23 protein-coding genes and 1 riboswitch are annotated in these 20,433 nt (G+C 65.7%); of the genes, 17 read left to right on the top strand and 6 right to left on the bottom strand.

The window, feature by feature from the left end; translation table 11 throughout:
- Positions 1-90: 90 nt before the first annotated feature.
- Positions 91-202: riboswitch (TPP riboswitch) on the top strand.
- A 90-nt stretch (positions 203-292) separates the two neighbouring features.
- The 6 genes from thiE to thiD are packed head-to-tail and all read left to right on the top strand — an operon-like array spanning position 293 to position 4,916.
- Positions 293-913: a thiamine phosphate synthase gene (gene thiE, locus DK874_RS01670; RefSeq protein ID WP_114312213.1), complete on the top strand. Its 621-nt coding sequence runs from the start codon at positions 293-295 to the stop codon at positions 911-913.
- On the top strand, positions 900-1,094 hold the full coding sequence (gene thiS / locus DK874_RS01665; protein WP_114312211.1) for a sulfur carrier protein ThiS: 195 nt from the start codon (positions 900-902) through the stop codon (positions 1,092-1,094). Before thiE ends, thiS begins: the two co-directional genes overlap by 14 nt.
- Positions 1,095-1,880, top strand: a complete 786-nt coding sequence (locus DK874_RS01660) for a thiazole synthase (RefSeq protein WP_114312209.1) — start codon at positions 1,095-1,097, stop codon at positions 1,878-1,880. It abuts the gene before it with no gap.
- Positions 1,877-2,827: an NAD(P)/FAD-dependent oxidoreductase gene (locus DK874_RS01655; protein ID WP_114312207.1), complete on the top strand. Its 951-nt coding sequence runs from the start codon at positions 1,877-1,879 to the stop codon at positions 2,825-2,827. The genes DK874_RS01660 and DK874_RS01655 overlap by 4 nt, the downstream gene beginning before the upstream one ends.
- Positions 2,824-4,131: a phosphomethylpyrimidine synthase ThiC gene (gene thiC / locus DK874_RS01650; protein ID WP_114312205.1), complete on the top strand. Its 1,308-nt coding sequence runs from the start codon at positions 2,824-2,826 to the stop codon at positions 4,129-4,131. The genes DK874_RS01655 and thiC overlap by 4 nt, the downstream gene beginning before the upstream one ends.
- Before the next feature lie 8 nt (positions 4,132-4,139).
- Positions 4,140-4,916, top strand: a complete 777-nt coding sequence (thiD, locus tag DK874_RS01645; RefSeq protein ID WP_114312202.1) for a bifunctional hydroxymethylpyrimidine kinase/phosphomethylpyrimidine kinase — start codon at positions 4,140-4,142, stop codon at positions 4,914-4,916.
- Between the two features lies 1 nt (position 4,917).
- Here the strand turns inward: thiD and DK874_RS01640 are convergent, their stop codons facing one another.
- The 6 genes from DK874_RS01640 to DK874_RS01615 form a co-directional block, all read right to left on the bottom strand.
- Entirely contained in the window at positions 4,918-5,676 is a 759-nt protein-coding gene (locus tag DK874_RS01640; RefSeq protein ID WP_114312199.1) for an SDR family oxidoreductase, read from the bottom strand.
- 10 nt (positions 5,677-5,686) lie between these two features.
- Positions 5,687-7,300: a long-chain fatty acid--CoA ligase gene (locus tag DK874_RS01635; RefSeq protein ID WP_114312197.1), complete on the bottom strand. Its 1,614-nt coding sequence runs from the start codon at positions 7,298-7,300 to the stop codon at positions 5,687-5,689.
- A gap of 45 nt (positions 7,301-7,345) precedes the next feature.
- On the bottom strand, positions 7,346-7,525 hold the full coding sequence (locus tag DK874_RS11810; RefSeq protein ID WP_240307580.1) for a PaaI family thioesterase: 180 nt from the start codon (positions 7,523-7,525) through the stop codon (positions 7,346-7,348).
- A 202-nt stretch (positions 7,526-7,727) separates the two neighbouring features.
- Positions 7,728-8,177, bottom strand: coding sequence for a MaoC family dehydratase (locus tag DK874_RS01625; protein WP_114312217.1), 450 nt, complete (start codon positions 8,175-8,177; stop codon positions 7,728-7,730).
- Between the two features lie 13 nt (positions 8,178-8,190).
- Positions 8,191-9,333, bottom strand: coding sequence for an acyl-CoA dehydrogenase family protein (locus tag DK874_RS01620; protein ID WP_114312194.1), 1,143 nt, complete (start codon positions 9,331-9,333; stop codon positions 8,191-8,193).
- Positions 9,320-9,895 carry a TetR/AcrR family transcriptional regulator gene (locus DK874_RS01615; protein WP_114312192.1) on the bottom strand — a complete coding sequence of 192 codons (576 nt, stop codon included), beginning with the start codon at positions 9,893-9,895 and terminating at the stop codon, positions 9,320-9,322. The genes DK874_RS01620 and DK874_RS01615 overlap by 14 nt, the downstream gene beginning before the upstream one ends.
- Before the next feature lie 164 nt (positions 9,896-10,059).
- Between DK874_RS01615 and fbp the strand changes: the two genes are divergently transcribed.
- The 11 genes from fbp to DK874_RS01560 all read left to right on the top strand — a co-directional run bounded on the left by fbp (position 10,060) and on the right by DK874_RS01560 (position 20,430).
- Complete coding sequence (gene fbp, locus DK874_RS01610; protein WP_114312189.1) at positions 10,060-11,151, top strand: fructose-1,6-bisphosphate aldolase/phosphatase; 1,092 nt, start codon at positions 10,060-10,062, stop codon at positions 11,149-11,151.
- A 49-nt stretch (positions 11,152-11,200) separates the two neighbouring features.
- On the top strand, positions 11,201-12,790 hold the full coding sequence (locus tag DK874_RS01605) for a gamma-glutamyltransferase family protein (RefSeq protein ID WP_114312187.1): 1,590 nt from the start codon (positions 11,201-11,203) through the stop codon (positions 12,788-12,790).
- 519 nt (positions 12,791-13,309) lie between these two features.
- Positions 13,310-14,224: a tyrosine-type recombinase/integrase gene (locus tag DK874_RS01600; protein WP_114312185.1), complete on the top strand. Its 915-nt coding sequence runs from the start codon at positions 13,310-13,312 to the stop codon at positions 14,222-14,224.
- Between the two features lie 43 nt (positions 14,225-14,267).
- A complete protein-coding gene (locus DK874_RS01595) occupies positions 14,268-14,582 on the top strand; it encodes an antibiotic biosynthesis monooxygenase family protein (RefSeq protein WP_114312183.1) in 315 nt (104 codons plus the stop codon).
- A 91-nt stretch (positions 14,583-14,673) separates the two neighbouring features.
- Entirely contained in the window at positions 14,674-15,312 is a 639-nt protein-coding gene (locus tag DK874_RS01590) for a TetR/AcrR family transcriptional regulator (protein ID WP_114312181.1), read from the top strand.
- Positions 15,248-16,219 carry a 1,2-phenylacetyl-CoA epoxidase subunit PaaA gene (gene paaA / locus DK874_RS01585; RefSeq protein ID WP_114312179.1) on the top strand — a complete coding sequence of 324 codons (972 nt, stop codon included), beginning with the start codon at positions 15,248-15,250 and terminating at the stop codon, positions 16,217-16,219. Before DK874_RS01590 ends, paaA begins: the two co-directional genes overlap by 65 nt.
- A 9-nt stretch (positions 16,220-16,228) precedes the next feature.
- A complete protein-coding gene (locus DK874_RS01580; RefSeq protein ID WP_114312177.1) occupies positions 16,229-16,756 on the top strand; it encodes a phenylacetic acid degradation protein in 528 nt (175 codons plus the stop codon).
- The gene (gene paaC, locus DK874_RS01575; RefSeq protein ID WP_114312174.1) at positions 16,749-17,507 is read left to right on the top strand and encodes a 1,2-phenylacetyl-CoA epoxidase subunit PaaC; all 759 of its coding nucleotides are present in this window, start codon (positions 16,749-16,751) and stop codon (positions 17,505-17,507) included. The genes DK874_RS01580 and paaC overlap by 8 nt, the downstream gene beginning before the upstream one ends.
- Positions 17,501-17,956: a 1,2-phenylacetyl-CoA epoxidase subunit PaaD gene (gene paaD, locus DK874_RS01570; protein ID WP_162798686.1), complete on the top strand. Its 456-nt coding sequence runs from the start codon at positions 17,501-17,503 to the stop codon at positions 17,954-17,956. Before paaC ends, paaD begins: the two co-directional genes overlap by 7 nt.
- A gap of 58 nt (positions 17,957-18,014) precedes the next feature.
- Positions 18,015-20,039: a phenylacetic acid degradation bifunctional protein PaaZ gene (paaZ, locus tag DK874_RS01565; RefSeq protein WP_275887326.1), complete on the top strand. Its 2,025-nt coding sequence runs from the start codon at positions 18,015-18,017 to the stop codon at positions 20,037-20,039.
- Between the two features lie 64 nt (positions 20,040-20,103).
- Complete coding sequence (locus DK874_RS01560) at positions 20,104-20,430, top strand: winged helix-turn-helix transcriptional regulator (RefSeq protein ID WP_114312168.1); 327 nt, start codon at positions 20,104-20,106, stop codon at positions 20,428-20,430.
- Positions 20,431-20,433 lie beyond the last annotated feature (3 nt).

The following is a 20,433-nucleotide window of genomic DNA, read 5'->3' as shown; positions in this document are numbered from 1 at the left end:
CCTGGCTAAGATACGGGAGGGGTCGGTTCCCCAAGGTGTCTCAAATGTAGTGGCCAATTACACTGTCTTGTCCGGGTGTGCTATATTGATGGGGCAGGCTAGGGGTGCCCCAAGCGAGGGGCTGAGAGCTGGGTAAACCTCCCAGCAACCCTTAGAACCTGATCCGGGTAATGCCGGCGGAGGGAAGCCTATGCGGAGGAATCCACCTACAATCCAACCTCTCCTCAGGCCGTATGGGGCCCTTTGGCTGGCTTAGCCCTTGGCCCCACGGGGCTCGAGGGGAGGTGTGAGCGTGTTGGGAAGGCTCTATCTGGTGGTGACCCCCAGGCCCGGCTGGCCCATGGGGGAGGTGCTGGACCGGACGGAACGGGCCCTAGCCGGGGGGGTGGAGGTTTTGCAGCTAAGGGCCAAGGACTGGGAAGCAAGGCCCATTCTGGAGTTGGGGGAGAGGATGCTTTCCTTGAGCCGGAGGTACGGGGTGCCCTTCTTCCTCAACGACCGGCCTGATCTGGCGGCCATTCTGGAGGCGGACGGGGTGCACCTGGGCCAAGGGGACCTCACCCCCGGGGAGGCCCGGCGCTTCTTCCAGGGGATGGTGGGCCGCTCCACCCACGCTCCCGAGCAGGCCCTAAGGGCCCTCGAGGAAGGCGTGGACTACCTCTCCATAGGTCCGGTGTGGGAAACCCCCACCAAGCCGGGCAGGCCGGCAGCAGGCTTGGCCTATGTGCGCTGGGCCAGGGAAAATTTGGGGGAGAAGCCCTGGTACGCCATCGGCGGCATCACCCTGGAGAACCTGGGGGAGGTCTTGGAGGCTGGGGCGCGCCGCATCGTGGTGGTGCGGGCCATTTTGGACGCCGAGGACCCCGAGAAGGCGGCCCAGGCCTTTCGGGAGAAGCTCTATGGTGTGGCTTAACGGCGAGGCCAGGCCTTTGGAGGGGAAGACGCTTAAGGAGGCCTTGGAGGAGCTGGGCGTGGAGCTATCCCGGGTGGCGGTCCTCCTCAACGAGGAGGCCTACCCGGGGCGGGAGCTTCCCCACCACGTGCTGAAGGAAGGGGATGTGGTGGAGGTGGTCACCCTCATGCAAGGAGGCTAGATGGACACCTGGAGGGTAGGGGATACGGAGCTCAAAAGCCGCCTCATCCTGGGCTCGGGCAAGTTCAAGGACTTTGGGGTGATGCGGGAGGCCATCAGGGCTTCTGGGGCCGAGGTGGTCACCGTGGCCATCCGCCGGGTGGAGGCCAGGATGCCCGGGCACGTGGGGCTTTTGGAGGCCTTGGAGGGGGTCAGGCTTCTGCCCAACACCGCCGGGGCCAAGACCGCGGAGGAGGCCCTAAGGATTGCCCGCCTGGGCCGGGTCCTCACCGGGGAACGGTGGGTGAAGCTGGAGGTGATCCCCGACCCCACCTACCTCCTTCCCGACCCCCTGGAAACCTTGAGGGCGGCGGAGAGGCTGCTGGAAGAGGGTTTTGTGGTTCTTCCCTACATCGGGCCCGACCTGGTCCTGGCCAAAAGGCTGGCGGCGCTGGGCACGGCCACGGTCATGCCCCTGGCGGCCCCCATCGGTTCGGGCTGGGGCGTTAAGACCCGGGCCCTTTTGGAGCTCTTTGCCCGGGAAAAGGCTTCCCTGCCCCCGGTGGTGGTGGATGCGGGGCTTGGCCTGCCCTCCCAGGCGGCGGAGGTGATGGAAATGGGCCTGGATGCGGTGCTGGTCAACACCGCCATCGCCGAGGCGGAAGACCCCGTGGCCATGGCCGAGGCCTTCCGCCTCGGGGTGGAGGCGGGGAGGAAGGCCTTTTTAGCGGGTCCCATGCGGCCTAGGGAGGTTGCGAGCCCCTCGAGCCCCACCGAGGGCGTGCCTTTGGGAGGGCAAAGGCGGTGAAGGCGGACGCCGTCGTGGTGGGGGCAGGGATCATCGGGGCCCTGGCCGCCTACGAGCTGAGGAAGCGGGGCCTGAACGTCCTCCTGCTGGATGCCGGCAAGGAGGGGGCGGCCACCCTGGCCAGCGCAGGGATGCTGGCCCCCTACCCCGAGGGGCTTTCCGGGGAGGTGCTGGAGGCGGCCCTCTTGGGCCTGGAGTCCTACCCGGGGCTTCTTGCCGAGCTCAGGGGCTGGGGGCTGGAGGTGGAAGCAGGCTTTTCCGGCACCCAGGTGGTGGCCCTCACCCAGGGCGAGGAGGAGGCCTGGGAGGCCAGGGAACCCCTTTCCTACCCGGTGCGAGGCGGGAGAAAGGCGCGCACCTTCCCTGGGGGGTACGTGCATCCCCCAAGCCTGCGGGAAGCCCTGCTGAAGGCCCTTTCCGGCATGGAAACCCCCTTGGTCCTGGCCGAGGTGGAACGGGTGGAGCCGGGACGGGTCCATGGGCGGGGGGAGGAGGGAGCCTTTTCCCTCGAGGCCCCCCGCATCCTCCTGGCCGTGGGGGCGTGGGGAGGGCGGTTTGGCCTTAGGGTGCGCCCCCTAAAGGGGGAGGCCCTGGTCCTGGTGGGACCTCCTGAGGCCCAGCCCCCTAAGCCCCTTTTTGCCGGGGAGGGTTACCTCCTTCCGCGGGAGGGCGGGGTGTACGTGGGGGCCACGGGGCGCGAGGGGTGGGCCCCTGGGGTGGACCTCTTTGGGCTCAGGTGGCTTGCCGATTACGCCCACGAGCGCTTTCCCCTCCTGGAAGGGGCCCGGTTGCGGAAGGCCCTTTGGGGCTTTCGGCCCGCGGGGGAGCTTTTTGTGGGGGAGGTACAGGAAGGAATCTATGCGGCGGTGGGCCACGGGAGGAACGGGGTTCTCCTGGCCCCTTGGACGGCGAAGAGGATTCTGGAACTTATGGGGGTAGAACCATGACCCAGCTGGAAGCGGCAAGAAGAGGCATCGTCACCGAGGAGATGGCCTACGTGGCGGAAAGGGAGGGGGTTTCCCCGGAAGTGGTGCGGGAAGGGGTGGCTGCGGGGCGGATCGTGATCCCCCGGAACCCCAACCACCGCACCCTTAAGGACTTCAAGGGGATCGGGGAGGGGCTTAGCGTGAAGGTGAACGCCAACCTGGGCACCTCCTACGACTATGTAAACCCCGAGGAGGAGGTGGAAAAGGCCCGGGTGGCCATCCAGTACGGGGCGGACACCATCATGGACCTCTCCACCGGGGGGGACCTTAAGGCCATAAGGGAGCGGATCCTCGAGGTGGCCACGGTCCCCTTGGGCACCGTGCCCATCTACGAGGCGGAGTTCCGCGCCGCCAGGAGGAAAAGCTTCTTTGACATGTCCGCAGACGAGCTTTTCCAGGTGATTGAGGAGCACGGGAAGCAAGGGGTGGACTACATCACCGTGCACGTGGGGGTGACCCTGAAGAACCTGGAGGTCTACCGCCACACCTCCCGCACCACGGGGATCGTGAGCCGGGGCGGGGGGCTTCTCGCCGCCTGGATGCTCCACCGGGGGGAGGAAAACCCCCTCTACGCCCGCTTTGACCACCTCCTGGACATCGCCCGCACCTACGACATGACCCTCTCCTTAGGAGATGGCCTCAGGCCCGGGTCCCTGGCGGACAGCACCGACCGGGCCCAGATCGCCGAGCTCCTCACCATCGGGGAACTGGTGGAAAGGGCCCGCCGGGCGGGGGTGCAGGCCATGGTGGAGGGCCCGGGGCACATCCCTCTTAACGAGGTGGCCACCAACGTGCAAATTCAGAAGAAGCTCACGGGCCATGCCCCCTTCTACATCCTGGGCATGCTTCCCGTGGATACCGCCGCCGGCTTTGACCACATCGCCGGGGCCATCGGCGGGGCCTTGGCAGGCTGGATGGGGGCGGATATGCTCTGCTACCTCACGCCGGCGGAGCACCTGGGCCTCCCCACCCCGGAGCACGTGAAGGAGGGGGTGATCGCCTTCAAGATCGCCGCCCATGCCGCCGACGTGGCCCGGGGGAACCCCAGGGCCCTGGAGCAAAACCGCCGCATGTCCGCGGCCCGCTACCGCCTGGACTGGGAAGGCCAGTTCGCCCTCTGCCTCTTTCCCGAGGAGGCCCGCCGCCTCAAGGAGGAGCGGGGCTCCAGGACCAAGGCCTGTAGCATGTGCGGCCCCTTCTGCCCCATGAACCTGGTGGAGGCGGTCCTCCGGGGAAAGGGCCGCATGGAGCTTCCCGTGGGTTAGGGGGCGGCATGCGGGTAGCCCTCACCATCGCCGGCTCCGACTCCGGGGGCGGGGCCGGGGTGCAGGCGGACCTCAAGACCTTCTTCCGCTTCGGGGTCTATGGCACCAGCGCCCTCACCCTAGTCACCGCCCAAAACACCCTGGGGGTGCAAAGGGTGGAACTCCTGCCCCCCGGGCTGGTGTACCAGCAGATCCAAAGCGTGGCTGAGGACTTTCCCATCCACGCCGCCAAGACGGGGGCCTTGGGAGGGGAGGAGATTGTGAAAGCCGTGGCCGAAGGGGTGGAGCGCCACGGGATCCACCCCCTGGTGGTGGACCCGGTGATGGTGGCCAAGGGCGGCAATCCCCTTCTCGCCCCCGGGGCCGTCCGGGCCCTTAAGGAGAGGCTTTTTCCCCTGGCCACCCTCATCACCCCCAACCGCCTCGAGGCGGAAGCCCTCCTGCAAAGGCCCATCCCTACCTTAAGGGAAGCGGAGGAGGCGGCCTTGGCCCTTCTCGCCCTTGGCCCCAAGGCCGTGCTTCTCAAAGGGGGCCATTTTGCAGGGGCGGAGGCCGTGGACCTCCTGGCCACGCCCAGGGGCATCCTGGCCTTCCGTGCCCCCCGCATCCCCACCCGCAACACCCACGGCACGGGATGCACCCTTTCCGCCGCCATCGCCGCCCTATTGGCCTTGGGAAAGCCCCTGGAGCAGGCCGTGGCCGGGGCCAAGGCCTATGTGGCCCGGGCCCTGGAGACCGCCCCCGGCCTGGGGCACGGGCACGGTCCCTTAAACCACTTCGCATAGTCTAGAGGGCCGTGGCCCCCCCGTCCACGGGAAGCACCACCCCGGTGATGTAGTCCGAGGCGGGGCTGGCCAGGAAGAGTACCGCTCCTCCCAGCTCCCTGGGCTTACCGGGGCGCCCCAGGGGAAGGGTGGCTTTCAAGAAGGCCTCGGCTTTGGGCAAAACCTTCTCCGTCATGCGTGTGGGGAAAAACCCCGGGGCCAGGGCGTTCACCCGAATACCGAACCGGCCCCATTTCACTGCCAGGTCCCGGGTGAGGGCGATGAGCCCACCCTTGGAGGCGGAGTAGCCCACGGCGTCCAGAACCTCAGGGTACTCCCCTTTGAGCCCCGCCACGGAGGCGATGTGGATGATCTTGCCATAGCCCCTTTCGCGCATGCGCTGGGCGGCGGCGCGGCTGGCCAGGAAGGCCCCCACCAGGTTGACCTCGAGGACCTCCCGCACCTTTTCCACAGGCATCTCCCAGGAGGGGGCCCCCCAGGAGATCCCCGCAGCGTTCACTAGGATGGTGAGAGGCCCCAGTTCCCGCTCCACCTGGTCCGCCACATCGAGAAGCCGCCCTTCGTCCCGCACGTCCCCTTCCAGGTAAAGGGCTTCCCCCAGGTGCTTTTTGGCCTCCTCAAAGAAGCTGGCCCTCCGGGCCAGAACCGCCACCTTGGCCCCGGCTTCCTTGAGGGCTAGGGCCGCCTCGAGGCCCAGCCCCCGGGATCCCCCCGTCACAAGCGCTACTTTGTCGTCCAAGCGGAACTGCTCCGGAAACATAATCTCCCCTTTATCCTTGTGCGGAATCGTGGAACAGGTCCTTATACTTTTCCCTAAGGGCACGCTTTAGGAACTTCCCTGCACTGGTGCGGGGGATTTCCTCCACGAAGACGAAGGCGTCGGGGAGCTGCCATTTGGCAAACCCAGCGTTTAAGAGATGCTCCCGAAGTTCCTCCTCCCTGGGTTTCTCCCCCCTGGGCACCACCACGGCCAAGGGCCTTTCCTGCCACCTGGGATGGGGAATGGCTACCACCGCTGCCTCCTTCACCTTGGGGTGCCCCATGAGGGCGTTTTCCAGGTCCACGCTGGAGATCCACTCCCCGCCCGACTTGATAAGGTCCTTGAGCCGGTCCTTGATCTCCAGATAACCCTCCTCGTCCCACACAGCGATGTCCCCGCTGCGAAACCATCCGTCCGTGGTGAGGATCTGGCGGCTAGCCTCCTCGTTTTGGTAGTACCCCCTGGTGATCCAGGGCCCCTTGAGCTGGACCTCCCCCATAGTTCTGCCGTCTTTGGGTACCGGGCGGCCTTCCTCGTCGGCAACCCGAAGGCGGACCAGGGGGATGGGGAGGCCGGTTTTGGCCTTCAGGCGGATCCTCTCCTCCCAGGGGAGGCTTTCCAGGTGGCTTTTTATGAAGTTCTGCACCACCACCGGGGAGGTTTCCGTGAGGCCGTAGCCCTGCCGTACCTCTATACCCATGCGCTCAAAGCGCTCCACCAGGCTTCTCGGGGCGGCGCTTCCCCCCACCACCAGGCGCCTCAGGGTCTTGAGGCGGTGGCCGGTGATCTCCAGATAATCGGCCAAGGCCAGCCACACCGTGGGCACCCCAGCGGTGAAGGTCACCCCCTCCCCATCAAAGAGCTCCACCAAGGAGGCGGGGTCCAGCTTCGGGCCCGGCAGGACCTGTTTGGCCCCCACCAGGGTGGCGGCGTAGGGGAGGCACCAGGCGTTTACGTGGAACATGGGCACCACGGGGAGCACCGCGTCCTTTTCCGAGAGGGCAGTGCCGTCCTCGAGGCTCGCCGCCAGGCTGTGAAGCACCAAGGCCCGGTGGCTGTAGACCACACCCTTGGGAAGGCCGGTGGTGCCCGTGGTGTAGGCCATACCGCAGGCGGCCCGCTCGGGTACCCGCACGGGATCCACCTCCTCGCCCAACACCTCCTCGTAGGCCAGGTAGCCCTCCGGGGCCTTTTTGTCCATCACCACGAAGTGTTGCACAGCGGAGAGCTCCGGGCGCAGGGCCTCCACCAGGGGGAGAAGCTGGGGATCAAAGAGGAGGACCTTGTCCTCAGCATGGTTCAAGATGTAGGCGATCTCCTTGGGGGAGAGGCGGGGGTTTGCCGTGTGAAGGACCGCTCCCATCCCGGGCACGGCAAAATAGGCCTCCAGGTGGCGGAAATGGTTAAAGCCCAAGGTGGCTACCCGGTCCCCCACCTGCACCCCCAGGTTCCTAAGGCCTCCCATGAGCCTTTTGGCCCGGACCAAGAGGGAAGCGTAGGAGGTGCGGTGGACCTCCCCGGTGTGGAGCCGGGATACCACTTCCTTCCTGGGAAAAAGCTCTGCCGCCCGTTCCAGGAAGTCCCACAGGTTTAGCTCCTCCTCCATCATGGTGCTCGGGAACATCTTCCCTCCTTTCGCTTCGCTACCAGGATATCCCTGGTAAGGCGTTCAGGCCACCCGGTAGAAGATCCCCTTCGCAAGGGCCACCCGGGTTTCCTCCAAGAGAACCTCGCCTGTGGCGTGGAAGAGCCTCCCTCCCGCGTGGACCACCTGGGCCTGGGCTTGGAGAAGCCCCTCCCGCACGGGTCTTAGATAGCTCACGCTCAGCTCCACGGTCACCACCTCCACCCCCAGGCTGCCCACAGCATGGCCAAGGGCGGTGTCCAGAAGGGCGGCGGTCAGCCCAAAGGGCTACCTTGAGGATCCCACCGTGCACCACCCCCCTCCCTTGGAGGAACTCCCCCCGCACCGGTAGCCGTGCCTCAGCCTTGCCCGGCTCGAGCACCCGGATTTCGGCTTGGAACCCTTGGGCAAAGGGGCTTGGCATGCGCTAGACCTGGGGCTTTCTGCGGACCAAGGTCACGAACTCCCCTTCCTGCACCACCTCGCCCCGCTGGTTCAGGACCCGTACCCGCTGTACCACCACCCCCCGGTCGGGCTTGCTGGTTTCGTGCTTTTCAAGGATCTCGCTCTCCCCCCTCACCGTGTCCCCGATGAAAACGGGCTTTAGGAACTTGTAGCTCCGGATCTCCATCCAGGCGATGACGGTTCCCTCAAAATGCCCGCTTCGCTGCCTGAGGCCGGTCATCATGGAAAGGACCAGGAGCCCGTGGGCGATGCGCTGGCCGAAGGGGGTCTCTTTGGCGAACTCGGCATCGGTGTGGATGGGGTTGTAGTCCCCCGAGACCCCAGCGAAGTTCACCACGTCGGCCTCGGTCACGGTGCGGGCCGGGGTGGTAAAGCGCTGGCCAACCTGGAAGTCCTCAAAGTACATGGGCATCCTCATCACCTCCCTAGCCTTCCCCAAAGGCCTTGATCCCGGTGAGGTGGGCCCCGATCACCAGGGTCTGCACCTCACTGGTTCCCTCGTAAAGGGTGAGGATGCGGGCATCCCGGTAAAGCCGGGCCACCTCGTACTCCTCAAAGAAGCCGTAGCCCCCGTGCACCTGGATGGCCCGGTAGGCCACGCGGTTGGCGGCCTCCGAGGCGAAGAGCTTGGCCATGCTGGCCTCGAGGGTATACCGCTCCCCCTTGAGCTTCTTGGCCACCGCCTGGTAGGTGAGGAGCCGGCTGGCCTCGAGGTCCAGCTTCATCTGGGCCAGATGGGCCTGGATCAGCTGCAAACTGGCGATGGGCCGGCCGAACTGGTGCCTTTCCTTGGCGTAGCGGAGGGAAAGGTCCAGGGCCCTTTGCATGAGCCCCACCGCACCCGCCGCCAGGGAAACCCGGCCGGTATCCAGCGTGGAAAGGGCGATCTTGAAGCCTTGGCCCTCCTCTCCCAAAACCCTGTCCTTGGGTATGCGCACCCCTTCCAGAAAGACCATGCCCGTGTCCGCAGCCCTAAGCCCCAGTTTCCCCTTTAACGGCGTGGTGCGCACCCCATCCTCCCGTTCCACCAGGAAGGCGGTGATGCTCCTGCTGCCCTTCTCCGGATCGGTTTTGGCGAAGATGAGGAAGACCTGGGCCACGTTGGCGTGGGAGATGAAGGTCTTCTGGCCTTCCAGCACATAGTGATCGCCGTCCCGGTAGGCCCGGGTGCGGAGGCTTCCCGCATCCGACCCCGCCTCGGGCTCCGTGAGGCCGTAGGCTCCTAGGATCTCCCCTTTGGCCAGCCGGGGGACGTACCGCCTTTTTTGCTCCTCCGTTCCGTAGGCGAGAAGGGGAGTGAGGACCAGGCTCTGCTGCACGGAAAGGATGGAACGCAAGGAGGCGTATCCCCCAAGCTCCTCCAGAAGGGCGATGTAGGCCCAAAAGTCCAGGGCAGCGCCTCCCAGCTCCTCGGGCACGAAAACCCCCAGGAAGCCCAGCTCCCCCATCTGCCTCACCAGAGGCCAGGGAAAGGCTTCCTGAGCCTCGTATTCCGCCAAGGCAGGTCCTGCTTCTTCCAGGAAACGCCTGGCCAGTTGTCGGATTTCCTTGTGGTTAGGAATCTCCATTTTCTAACCCCCTGAGGAGGAGATGGAAGTAGAAGCGGGCCACCTCCTCCGCCCGCAAGGGCCCGCCTGGGCGGAACCAGCGGATCATCCAGTTGAGAAGGGAAAGGACCGCCCGCGCGGTCAAGGCCACGTCCAGCTGGCGGAAAACCCCGCTCTCCATGCCCCGCCTTAGAAGGGCGCGGAGGGTTTCCTCGTACCGGTCCCGCAGGGCGATGATGGGTGCCTGCTTTTCCGGGGAGAGGCTTTGCAGGCCCTGAAGCATGGTGACAAAGAAAGGCCGGTTTTCCTCAAAGAACCGGGCGTGGCCCTCCATGAAACGGAGCAGGGCTTCCCGGGCCTCGGGGACAGCTGAGGCCTTCTTCCCCTCCTCCAGGAGCCCCTCCAGGGCCTGGAGGCTGATCTCGTAGAGGACCTCCTCCTTGCTGCGGAAGTGGTGGTAAAGGGCGGCCTTGGAAAGGCCCAAGGCCTCGGCCAGGTCCTGGACGCTGGTGGCCTCGTAGCCCTTCTCCGTAAAAAGCCGGGCGGCTTCTTCCAGGATGCGGTTGCGGGTGGCGGTTCCCATATCTCACCGACCGGTCGGTAGGTCCACTTTATCCCCGGGAGGGCGGGGCGTCAAGATCCCAGGGGGCTTGATCCACGTTTCCAGGCATTTTCCGGCCCTGTGGACGGAATAGGCTTGTCAAACCGCCCATTAGTGTGGAAGGATGGAAACGAAAGGAGATCCTTATGAAGCTGACCCTCAGCGTCCTCAAAGCCGACATCGGTTCCGTGGGAGGTCACACGCTGCCGAGCCGAAGGGTCCTGGCCAGGGTAGAGGAAATCGTGCGGGAGGAAGTGGGCCGCCTGCTCCGGGACGCCTATGTGTTTCACATCGGGGACGACATCGTCCTCCTTCTCTCGCACACCCATGGGGTTCGGAACCCATCCGTCCACGAGCTGGCCTGGAAAGCCTTCCGGGAGGGTACCCAGGTGGCCAAGGAGGAGGGGCTTTATGGGGCCGGACAGGATCTTTTGAAGGACGCCTTTTCAGGTAACCTCCACGGCCTCGGCCCCCAGGTGGCGGAGATGGAGTTTGAGGAACGCCCTGCCGAGCCCTTTATGGTTCTGGCCGCCGACAAGACCGAGCCCGGGGCGTTCAATCTGCCCCTTTACCTAGCCTTTGCCGATCCCATGTACTCCTCCGGCCTGTTGCTTTCCTCGGAGTTGCGTCCTGGCTTCCGCTTCCGCATCATGGACCTGGCCCAGACGGAAAGGGATAGCTACATCGTTCTTGACGCTCCTGAGAGGCTCTACGACATCGCCGCTCTGCTTCGGGATTCCCACCGGTTTGGGATAGAGTCCATTTGGTCCCGACGCTATGGGGAGATCGCCGCGGTGGTGAGCACCACCCGCTTGCGCAACATTGCCGGGCGCTACGTGGGCAAGGACGATCCCGTGGCCATCCTCCGCACCCAGAAGATCTTCCCCGCCACGGAGGAGTTTGGCCCACCCTTTGCCTTGGCCCCCTTCGTGGCCGGGGATACCCGGGGAAGCCACCACCTGCCCCTGATGCCGGTTAAGGCCAATACCCCTGCCTCCACCTTCTTCTGCGTGCCCATGGTGTGCGGGCTGGCTTTTTCCCTAAAGGAGGGGCGGTTTTCCGAGCCTGTGGACCTCTTTGCCGATCCGGTTTGGGATGCGGTGCGGGCCAGGGTGGTGGAGAAAGCCCAGGAGATGCGCCGCCAGGGTTTTTATGGCCCCGCCATGCTCCCCATGGAGGAGCTGGAATACACCGGGATTGCCGAGCGACTTAAGGAGTTGGAGCGGGAGTTTTCCTAGGTTTTCGCCTTCTCCCTGGGGTACGGGGTAGACTAGCCCGGGAGGAGCCATGGACCTCACCTACTACCCTTATCCGTCCCGGCGGCACGTGGTCTTGGGTCGGCGGGGGGCGGTGGCCACCAGCCAGCCCTTGGCGGCCCTGGCGGGGATGGAGATGCTTTTAAAGGGGGGAAACGCCGTGGATGCGGCCATCGCCATGGCGGCCACCCTCACGGTGGTGGAGCCCACCAGCAACGGCATTGGGGGCGACCTTTTCGCCATGGTGTGGGATGGGGAGCTTCACGGCCTCAACGCCTCGGGGAAAAGCCCCCTGCGCCTTACCCCCGACTGTGTTCCCGAGGGGGGAATGCCGGAAAGGGGCTGGCTTCCGGTGACGGTGCCGGGGGCGGTCTCGGGGTGGCGGGCCCTGCACGAGCGCTTTGGCAGGCTCTCTTTTCCCGAGGTCCTTGCCCCCGCCATCCGCTACGCGGAGGAGGGGTTCCCCGTGGGGCCGGAAACGGCGCGGGCGTGGCGCCGGGCGGAAGGAATCTACCTACCCCTTGCGGGTCCTGAGTTCCAGGCCTTTAAAGAAGTGTTCTTCCCTCAAGGCCGGGCGCCGGAAGCGGGAGAGGTGTGGCGGAGCCCGGGGCACGCCAGGACCCTAAAGGAGATCGGGGAAAGCTACGGGGAGAGCTTCTACCGGGGGAGGCTGGCCGAGGCCATGGCCGACTTTAGCGAGGCCACCGGCGGCCTTCTGGCCCTCGAGGACCTAGCCTCCCACGAGCCGGAGTGGGTAAAGCCGCTTTCCCTGAACTACCGGGGCCTCACCGTGCACGAGCTCCCCCCTAACGGCCAGGGGATCGCCGCCCTTTTGGCTCTAGCCATTCTGGAGGGCTTTGAGCTCAAGCCGGAGGACCCCTTCAGCTACCACCTGCAGATCGAGGCCATGCGCCTGGCCCTGGCGGACGCTTTCCGCTACGTGGCCGACCCCCGTCATCTGGAGAAGCCGCCCCAGGCCCTGCTGTCGCCCGAATACGTGGCGTCGCGACGAAGACTCATTGGGGAGAGGGCCCTGCCCCAGGCGCTGCCGGGGGTGAGACCCGAGGGAACGGTCTACCTGGCGGCGGCAGACGGGGAGCTGATGGTCTCCCTCATCCAGTCCAACTACCAGGGGTTTGGCTCGGGGATCCTGATTCCGGATACGGGGATTGCCCTGCAAAACCGGGGATTGGGGTTTTCCTTGGAGGAGGGCCACCCTAACCAGGTGGGGCCGGGGAAGCGGCCCTACCACACCATCATTCCCGGCTTTCTTACGCAGGAGGGGAGGCCCCTTGGACCCTTTGGGGTCATGGGAGGGTTCATGCAACCCCAGGGGCACGTGCAGGTGGTTCTGGCCCTGGCGGATTTCCGGCTGAACCCCCAAGTGGCCCTAGACCGGCCTCGGTGGCAGGTGGTGCCGGGTAGGGGAGGGGAGGACCGGGTGGTGTTGGAGCCGGGTATACCCCAGGCCACGGCCCTGGTCCTCAAGGACCTGGGGCACCGGGTGGCCTATGAGGTGGAGCCCGGGGTTTTTGGGCGGGGTCAGGTGGTCTTGCGCCGCGGGGAGGTGTTGGTGGGGGCGTCGGATCCACGGGCGGAGGGGTTGGCGTTGGTTTGGTGAGGAGAGAAAGAGCACGAGCAGTGCTAATCGTGAAATATAACACAAGCTTACTCCCCCAGCTGTGCCCCAAGAGGCTTAAGGCCTGGGACTTGAGCCTCAGGTTCTTGCTGAAGAGGCCTGCCGGGATGCTGTCTGCACCCGGCCCGAGGGGGCGCGGGTGGGAGTAAGGGCTTAGCCTCGAGGCGGCCTCGGCCCTCTGGCTGTAGCGGTTAAAGACGCACAAGGGGACGGGGCTTTTGCAAAACGCTTTTGGGTTGTTTCCTGGGCCCAGGAAATCCGGGCGGAGTTAGCCTTTGCTCTACCTAAACTCCCTTATTGCAGGTTGGCTGGGTAAGGGTTGGCCCGGCCGGTGTGAGATAGCGATTCCGCACCACGGGGGTGCGATGAGGCCATCCGGACCACTGGAGTTGCACGACATGCTTCCCCATAGGGGGAGCCACGAAGAAGCTGCCCTGGCGTCCTGTTGGCGGTTGTCATGTTCGCGAAAGGTACATTTCGCGCATGTGATATAATCGCCCCGTGGAGCAAGCCCTTATTTGGAAAACCATAGGCATTAAAAGGGCCGATAAGGCCCTCCAAGCCCTGGCCCCCTATGCGGAATACCTCCTCCTAGAAAGGGGTTATTCCCCCCGGGGGGTGCGCCGGTACCTCCAGGACCTGGCCTTCTGGTTCCGCTTCCTCGAGGCGGAGGGCTTCCCCCCAGGCCCCGAGGCGGTGCGGGCCCTGCTCCTAAAGGAGCGCTGGGCCCCGAGGCGGGTGCAAGGGTTTCTGGCCGCCTTACGCAGCTACTACCGCTACCTGGCCCAGGTGCGGGGCGAAGCGGTGTCGGACCCCACGGAGGGCATCGGCCGGCCCAAGGCAGGACGCCGGCTTCCTTTACATCCAAGCCCAGAGGAACTGAGGCGCTTCCTCGAGGCCTTTGCAGGGGAAAAGGAAGCCCACCTGCTCCGCTCACTGGCCCGTTTTCTTTACGGCACGGGCCTGCGCATCGCCGAGGCCCTTTCCCTAAAGGGGCGGAACATCCTCCTGGAAAACCACCAGCCCGTGGCCATCCGGGTGGTGGGTAAGGGCAACAAGGAAAGGCTCGTACCGCTTTCTAAGACCGCCCGGGAGGTGCTGTCCGAACTGGGCCCCCCCCAGGGGAATGTGCCTCTTTTCACTTTCTCGCAGGGCCGGTACAAGGGCCGGGTGCCCTCGGCCCGCTATGTGGAGGCCAAGTTCCGCCAGGCGGCCCTGCGGGCGGGACTGGACCCCAGGCGCTTCACCCCCCACAAGCTCCGCCACGCCTACGCCACCTTGCTGGTGGAAAGCGGCGTGGAGCTGGATGCGGTAAAGGACCTCCTCGGCCACGAGTCCATCGCCACCACCCAGATCTATCTGCACGCCTCGAGGGAGCGGCTCAGGGAAGCGGCCTCGAGGTTGCCCGAGCTTTGAGCCGCCTCCAGGCCGGGTACACTGGCTCCCGTAGGAGGTACCCATGTTTGTGGTCATGAACCGCATCCCCGTCAAACCTGAGTACGCCGAGGAGTTCGAGGAGGCCTTCCGCACCCGGGCCCGCCTGGTGGACCGCATGCCGGGCTTCATCCGGAACCTGGTCCTTCGTCCGCAGGCGCCAGGAGACCCCTATGTGGTTATGACCTTCTGGGAAAGCGAGGCTGCCTTCCGGGCCTGGACGGAAAGCCCCGAGTTCCGCGAAGGCCACGCCCGAAGCGGTACCCTACCCAAGGAGGCCTTCCGGGAAGGCAACAAGCTGGAAACCTTCACCACCATTTTGGATTCGGAGGCCGGCTAGGACACCCCTCTTCTCCCGGACCCCTAAAAGGTGATCCGGGACACTTGTCCCTTTTGCCTGGGTGTGCTAACCTAACAAACGACCGTTAGTCATGGAACGCCGGGAACAGATCCTCACCCTAGCCGGCCAGCTCTTCAGCCAGCGAGGTTACCACGCCACCAGCATGCGGGAGCTGGCCAAGGCCCTCAACCTCCAAGGAGGAAGCCTCTACGCCCATATTGCCTCCAAGGAGGAGCTCCTTATTGAGGTGGTGCGCCGGGCCGCCGAGCGGTTTTTGGGGGTCCTCGAGGGGCTTGGGGGCGATCCGGTGGCCAAGCTCAAGGGGTTGGTACGGGGCCACCTGGAGGTCATCGCCCAGGAACTTCCCCGGGCCACGGTCTTTTTCCACGAGTGGAAGCACCTCTCCCCTCCCCTATTGGAGGAGGCCAAGGCCTTGAGGCGCCGCTACGAGGAGGGCGTGCAAAGGGTGATCCAGGAGGGGGTGGAACAGGGCGTTTTCCAGGTGCCCAACGTGCGCCTCGCCACCCTCTTTGTCCTTTCCGCCCTCAACTGGACCTACCAGTGGTACCGGCCCGATGGGCCCCTATCCTTGGACCAGCTGGCGGAGGCCTACGCCGCCCTCATCCTGAGGGCCCTTGGCGTGGAAGAACCGAAAGGAGGCAGGGATGGTCAAGCTGAGGATCGGCTACCCAGAGGACCCCGACTACGGGGAAAGGCTTGCGGAGTTTGAGGCCCGCATCGCCCGGGGAGAGAAGATCGAACCTGGGGACTGGATGCCGGCGGAGTACCGGCGCCAGCTCATCCGCATGATCTCCCAGCACGCCCATAGCGAGTGGGTGGGCATGCTTCCTGAAGGCGCCTGGATTCCCCGGGCTCCTTCCATCCGGCGGAAGCTCATCCTGCTGGCCAAGGTCCAGGACGAAGCCGGGCACGGCCAGTACCTCTACCACGCCGCCGAAACCTTAGGCATCACCCGGGAGGAGATGGTGGAGGCCCTCCTTTCCGGCAGGGCCAAGTACTCCAACATCTTCAACTACCCCACCCTGACCTGGGCGGACGTGGGCATCATCGGCTGGCTGGTGGACGGGATGGCCATCAAGAACCAGACCATGCTGGCCCAGTGCTCCTATGGACCCTACTCCCGGGCCATGGTGCGCATCTGCGCCGAGGAAACCTTCCACCACAAGCAGGGTAAGGAGGCGGTCCTCCTTTACGCTAAGGGTTCCAGAAAGCAGCGCCAGATGGTCCAGGACGCCTTAAACCGCTGGTGGTGGCCCACCCTGATGATGGCTGGGCCCCACGACAGCGACTCCCCCCACACGCCGCTTTTGCTCCGCTGGGGCATCAAGACCAAGACCAACGACCAGGTGCGCCAGGAGTTTTTGAACGAGCACGTGCCGGAGCTATTGGAGGCGGGGCTTACCATTCCCGATCCCCACCTCCGCTACGACGAGAAGACGGGGAACTGGATCCATGGGCCTATCCCCTGGGATGAGTTCTGGAAGGTCATCAACGGGGAAGGTCCCATGAACCGGCATCGGCTCATGGCCCGCAGGAGGGCCCACGAGGAAGGGCGCTGGGTGCGGGAGGCCCTCGAGGCCTACGCCAAGCGGCAACTGGCCCAGGCGGCCGATTAGGAGGGGGGCATGTGGGGAACCGAGTGGCCCCGGTTTGAGGTGATCAAGCAGGACACCAAACATAGCCCCCCGCAGATGGTGGGCTCGGTGCACGCCGCCGACCCCGAGCATGCCCTCCTGGTGGCCCGCCACGTCTTCGTGCGGCGCCCTGCCGCCTACGCCCTTTTCGTGGCCCCTGCCGAGGCCTTTTTCCACGTCTCCCAGGAGGGCCTAAAGGACCTGGCGCCCCGAAGGGAGGGTGGGCCCGAGGAGGCCTACTGGGTCTTCGCCAAGCGGAGCCACCGCCGGAGCATGGTCTACGGGGACCTGGTGGGCCGCTTTCTGGCCCAAGGCCCCGAAGACGCCATCGCCCAGGCCCTCCTCCAAGCCCAAGGGGTGGCCTTCTGGGCGGTGCCGGAGCGGCTTTTGTTGGGGACCGAGCCCACGGAGGAGGTGGTGGAAAGCTGGTTCGCCCCGGCTAAGGAAAAGACCTACCGCCTGCAAAGCTACTACGGGCTCATCACCGCCAAGGGAGGGGAGGTGAACCAGGATGCTTGAGGCTTACCTGAGGGACGCCCTGGTGGCCCGGCTCACCGCCTGGGCCGACGACGAGGTGGTCTTAGCCCAGCGGCTTTCCCAGTGGGTGGGGCATGCCCCCATCCTCGAGGAGGACATCGCCATCGCCAACCTGGCCCAGGACGAGCTGGGCCACGCCAAGGTCTGGCTGGACCTCAGGCAGGAGCTGGACGGCTCCGACCCCGACCGCCTGGTCTACTTCCGCGATCCCCTTGAGTTCCAAAACGCCATCCTGGTGGAACTCCCCAAGGGGGACTGGGCCTTCACCATGGTGCGCCAGTACCTCTTTGACGCCTACGAGAACCTCTGGCTCAAAGAGGCCGCCAAAAGCGCCTACCCTCCCTTAGCCGAGGCGGCAAGCCGCATCCTTAAGGAGGAGAGGTTCCACCTTAGGCACAGCTCCCTTTGGCTGGAAAGGTTAGGCCAGGGTACGGAGGAATCCCACCGCCGGGCCCAAGAGGCTTTGGACACCCTCTACCCCTATGCCCGGCAGCTCTTCCGACCCTTGCCCACCGACGACGCCTTAGTGGAAGCAGGCCTTGTGCCCGACCTGAGGGCCTTGGAGGCCACGTACCTGGAGGAGGTGGGGCGGATGCTGGCCCGGGCAGGGCTCAAACCCCCTGAGGGGGGGTATGTGCCCCAAAGCCGCAGGGAGCACACGGAGTACCTCTGGTCCCTCCTTGCGGAGATGCAGTCCGTGGCCCGCTGGGACCCGGAGGCCAAGGCATGGTAGAGCGGTACTGGGAGGCCCTGAAAGGGATTAAGGACCCGGAGATCCCCGTCCTCAACATCGTGGAAATGGGGATGGTCCTGGGGGTGGAAGCGGAAGGGGAAAAGGTAAGGGTCCGCTTCCGCCCCACCTTCTCCGGCTGCCCCGCCCTTAGGCTCATCCGCCAGGAGATGGAAAAGGCCCTGCGGGAAGCGGGGGCCAAGGAGGTGGAGGTGGTGGAGGCCAAAACCCCCTGGAGCACCGAGGACATGACGGAGGAGGCCAAGGCCAAGCTCCTGGGCTATGGGGTCGCTCCACCCCTGCCCTTGCCCATGGCGGAGGCCAACCCCCCTTGCCCGCGGTGCGGAAGCCTGCAGGTGGAGCTGAAAAACCCCTTTGGAGCCACCTTGTGCAAGATGCTTTTCCAGTGTGCCGCTTGCGGGGAAGTCTTTGAAGCCTTCAAAACCGTCTGAGAGCCAGCGCCTCTGGGCCCTTCCCTAGGGGGTCCGGAGGCCTTCTCGGAGGATGCAGGTGCCGGCAGAAAAGGTCAGAAGTTACCTCATGGGGCAGTGGCGGGTAGGCCAGGGGGAAGGGGTACCGGTGCGGGACGCCACCACGGGGGAGGTGCTGGCCCACGTTACCGCCCAAGGGCTGCCCCTTAAGGAGGCGGTGGCCTGGGGGAGGGAGGTGGGGGGAAAGACCCTCCTGGCCTTGGATTTCCAGGAAAGGGGAAGAAGGCTTCGCGCCTTGGCCCAGTATTTGAGCGAGCGGAAAGAGGAGCTCTACCGGCTTTACGCCACCACCGGGGGCACGAGGCGGGATGCCTGGTACGACGTGGATGGGGGGATCGGGGTTCTTTACGCCTATAGCTCCTTGGCCCGGAACCTCCCTGAAGGCAACTTCCTGCTGGAGGAAGACCCCATCCCCTTAAGCCGCGACCTTTCCTTCCAGGGCCGTCACCTTCTAGGGCCCAAGGGGGGGATCACCGTGCAGATCAATGCCTTCAACTTCCCCGTCTGGGGCCTTTTGGAGAAGTTTGCGCCTGCCTTTTCGGCCGGGGTGCCCACCCTGGCCAAGGCGGCCACCCCCACCGCCCACGTGGCCGAGGGATTGGTGCGCCTCATGCTGGAGTCCAGGGTTTTGCCGGAGGGAAGCCTCCAGTTTCTGGCAGGAAGCCTGGGCGAGGCCCTGGACGCCCTGGACCACCGGGATAGCGTCTACTTTACGGGCTCCAAGGCCACCGCAGACCTCCTTAGGCGCCAAGCTGCCTTCCTTGAACGGGGGGTCCACCTGAACGCGGAAACCGACTCCTTAAACGCCGCCATCCTGGGGGAGGAGGCAGGGGAGGAGGAGGTGGAGAGGCTGGCCCAGGAGATCGCCCAGGAGCTTGCCATCAAGGCAGGGCAGCGGTGCACGGCCATCCGGCGGGTCCTGGTACCGGAAGGGCGGCTGGAAGCCCTCCTCGAGGCCACCCGCAGGCACCTGGAGGGCCTTAAGTTGGGTGACCCCAGGGAGGAGGGGGTGGACCTGGGTCCTCTGGCCTCCTTAGGGCAGAAGGCGGAGGTGGAAAAGGCGGTGGAGGCCCTGGTGCACGGGGGGGCCAGGGTGTACTGGCAGCACCCGGGAAGGCGGGATGGGGCCTTCTTCCCTCCAACCCTCCTCCTGGCGGAGGACCCCTGGGCGGAAGGGCTCCACCAGGTGGAGCCCTTCGGACCCGTGGCCACCTTCTTCCCTTACCGGAGCCGGGAGGAGGCCTTGCGCCTAGCCCGCTTGGGCGGGGGCATGCTGGTGGCCACGGTAGCCACCCCGGATCCCGAGGAGGCCCGCTTCTACCTCCTGGGGCTATCGGGAGAGGTGGGAAGGCTGCACATCCTAAACCGCAGGAACGCCCATACCTCCACCGGCCACGGCTCCCCCTTGCCCCGCCTCCTCCACGGGGGGCCGGGGCGGGCCGGGGGTGGGGAGGAGCTAGGGGGGCTTCTGGCCCTTAAGCGCCACCTGGCCCGCCTGGCCCTGCAGGCCGACCCCCACACCCTCCAAGCCCTCACCGGGGAGTACGCCAAGGGGGCGGAAAAGGCCGCCCAGGTCCATCCCTTCCGTAAGTACTACGAGGAGCTGGAGATCGGGGAAACCCTCTGGACCCATCGCCGCACCGTTACGGAGGCGGACATCGCCCTTTTTGCCCATCTTTCCTGGGACCACTTCTACGCCCACACCGACGAGATCGCCGCCCAAAAGAGCCTTTTTGGCAAGCGGGTGGCCCACGGTTACTTTGTGCTGTCGGCGGCGGCGGGGCTTTTCGTGGACCCGGCCCCGGGGCCGGTCCTGGCCAACTACGGCCTGGAAAGCCTCCGCTTCACCGAGCCCGTGGGCATCGGCGACACCCTGCAGGCCCGGCTCACGGTGAAGGCCAAGCGGCCCAAGGACGAGGGGTCGGGGGTGGTGGAGTGGGCGGTGGAGGTGGTGAACCAGGAGGGCAAAACCGTGGCCGCCTACATCATCCTCACCCTGGTGGCCCGAAAGCCCACCGCCATTTCGCCCGAGCCGGCCCCCTAGGGGCCATGGTGCAGGCAAACCGACCCCCTCGGATGAGCCGCCAGGACCGTGCTACCATGGGGGCATGGCCGAGCACGAAGCGGCCTTTTGCCCTGTATACGCCGCCTTGAACCTCCTCCAGGAGAAGTGGACCCTGCACATCATCAGGGCCCTCCTGGAAGGCCCCAAGGGGTTCAACGAGCTCTCCCGGGCCATCGGGGGGGTGAACCCCGCCACCCTTTCCCAGCGCCTGGAGCACCTGGTGGACATGGGCGTGGTGGAAAAGAAGGTGGAATCCTTCATGCCTCCCCGCACCCGCTATAGCCTCACCGAGGCCGGGCGGGAGCTGGAGGCGGTCATCGCCGCCATCGAGGGCTGGGCCCGCAAGAACCTGAAGGCCCCCGTGGGCTGAGGC

Origin of the sequence: Thermus caldifontis (assembly GCF_003336745.1) — a bacterium.
Lineage (GTDB): Bacteria > Deinococcota > Deinococci > Deinococcales > Thermaceae > Thermus > Thermus caldifontis.
Note: the sequence above shows the minus strand (reverse complement) of the source record. Positions and strands in the feature narration are given on the sequence as shown.

Excerpts from the sequence above, each read along its gene's own strand:
- thiS (WP_114312211.1), top strand. The coding sequence starts at position 900 with ATGGTGTGGCTTAACGGCGAGGCCAGGCCTTTGGAGGGGAAGACGCTT.
- DK874_RS01660 (WP_114312209.1), top strand. The coding sequence starts at position 1,095 with ATGGACACCTGGAGGGTAGGGGATACGGAGCTCAAAAGCCGCCTCATC.
- thiC (WP_114312205.1), top strand. The coding sequence starts at position 2,824 with ATGACCCAGCTGGAAGCGGCAAGAAGAGGCATCGTCACCGAGGAGATG.
- thiD (WP_114312202.1), top strand. The coding sequence starts at position 4,140 with ATGCGGGTAGCCCTCACCATCGCCGGCTCCGACTCCGGGGGCGGGGCC.
- DK874_RS01640 (WP_114312199.1), bottom strand. The coding sequence starts at position 5,676 with ATGTTTCCGGAGCAGTTCCGCTTGGACGACAAAGTAGCGCTTGTGACG.
- DK874_RS01635 (WP_114312197.1), bottom strand. The coding sequence starts at position 7,300 with ATGTTCCCGAGCACCATGATGGAGGAGGAGCTAAACCTGTGGGACTTC.
- DK874_RS01625 (WP_114312217.1), bottom strand. The coding sequence starts at position 8,177 with ATGCCCATGTACTTTGAGGACTTCCAGGTTGGCCAGCGCTTTACCACC.
- DK874_RS01620 (WP_114312194.1), bottom strand. The coding sequence starts at position 9,333 with ATGGAGATTCCTAACCACAAGGAAATCCGACAACTGGCCAGGCGTTTC.
- DK874_RS01615 (WP_114312192.1), bottom strand. The coding sequence starts at position 9,895 with ATGGGAACCGCCACCCGCAACCGCATCCTGGAAGAAGCCGCCCGGCTT.
- fbp (WP_114312189.1), top strand. The coding sequence starts at position 10,060 with ATGAAGCTGACCCTCAGCGTCCTCAAAGCCGACATCGGTTCCGTGGGA.
- DK874_RS01605 (WP_114312187.1), top strand. The coding sequence starts at position 11,201 with ATGGACCTCACCTACTACCCTTATCCGTCCCGGCGGCACGTGGTCTTG.
- DK874_RS01595 (WP_114312183.1), top strand. The coding sequence starts at position 14,268 with ATGTTTGTGGTCATGAACCGCATCCCCGTCAAACCTGAGTACGCCGAG.
- DK874_RS01590 (WP_114312181.1), top strand. The coding sequence starts at position 14,674 with ATGGAACGCCGGGAACAGATCCTCACCCTAGCCGGCCAGCTCTTCAGC.
- paaA (WP_114312179.1), top strand. The coding sequence starts at position 15,248 with ATGGTCAAGCTGAGGATCGGCTACCCAGAGGACCCCGACTACGGGGAA.
- DK874_RS01580 (WP_114312177.1), top strand. The coding sequence starts at position 16,229 with ATGTGGGGAACCGAGTGGCCCCGGTTTGAGGTGATCAAGCAGGACACC.
- paaC (WP_114312174.1), top strand. The coding sequence starts at position 16,749 with ATGCTTGAGGCTTACCTGAGGGACGCCCTGGTGGCCCGGCTCACCGCC.
- paaD (WP_162798686.1), top strand. The coding sequence starts at position 17,501 with ATGGTAGAGCGGTACTGGGAGGCCCTGAAAGGGATTAAGGACCCGGAG.
- DK874_RS01560 (WP_114312168.1), top strand. The coding sequence starts at position 20,104 with ATGGCCGAGCACGAAGCGGCCTTTTGCCCTGTATACGCCGCCTTGAAC.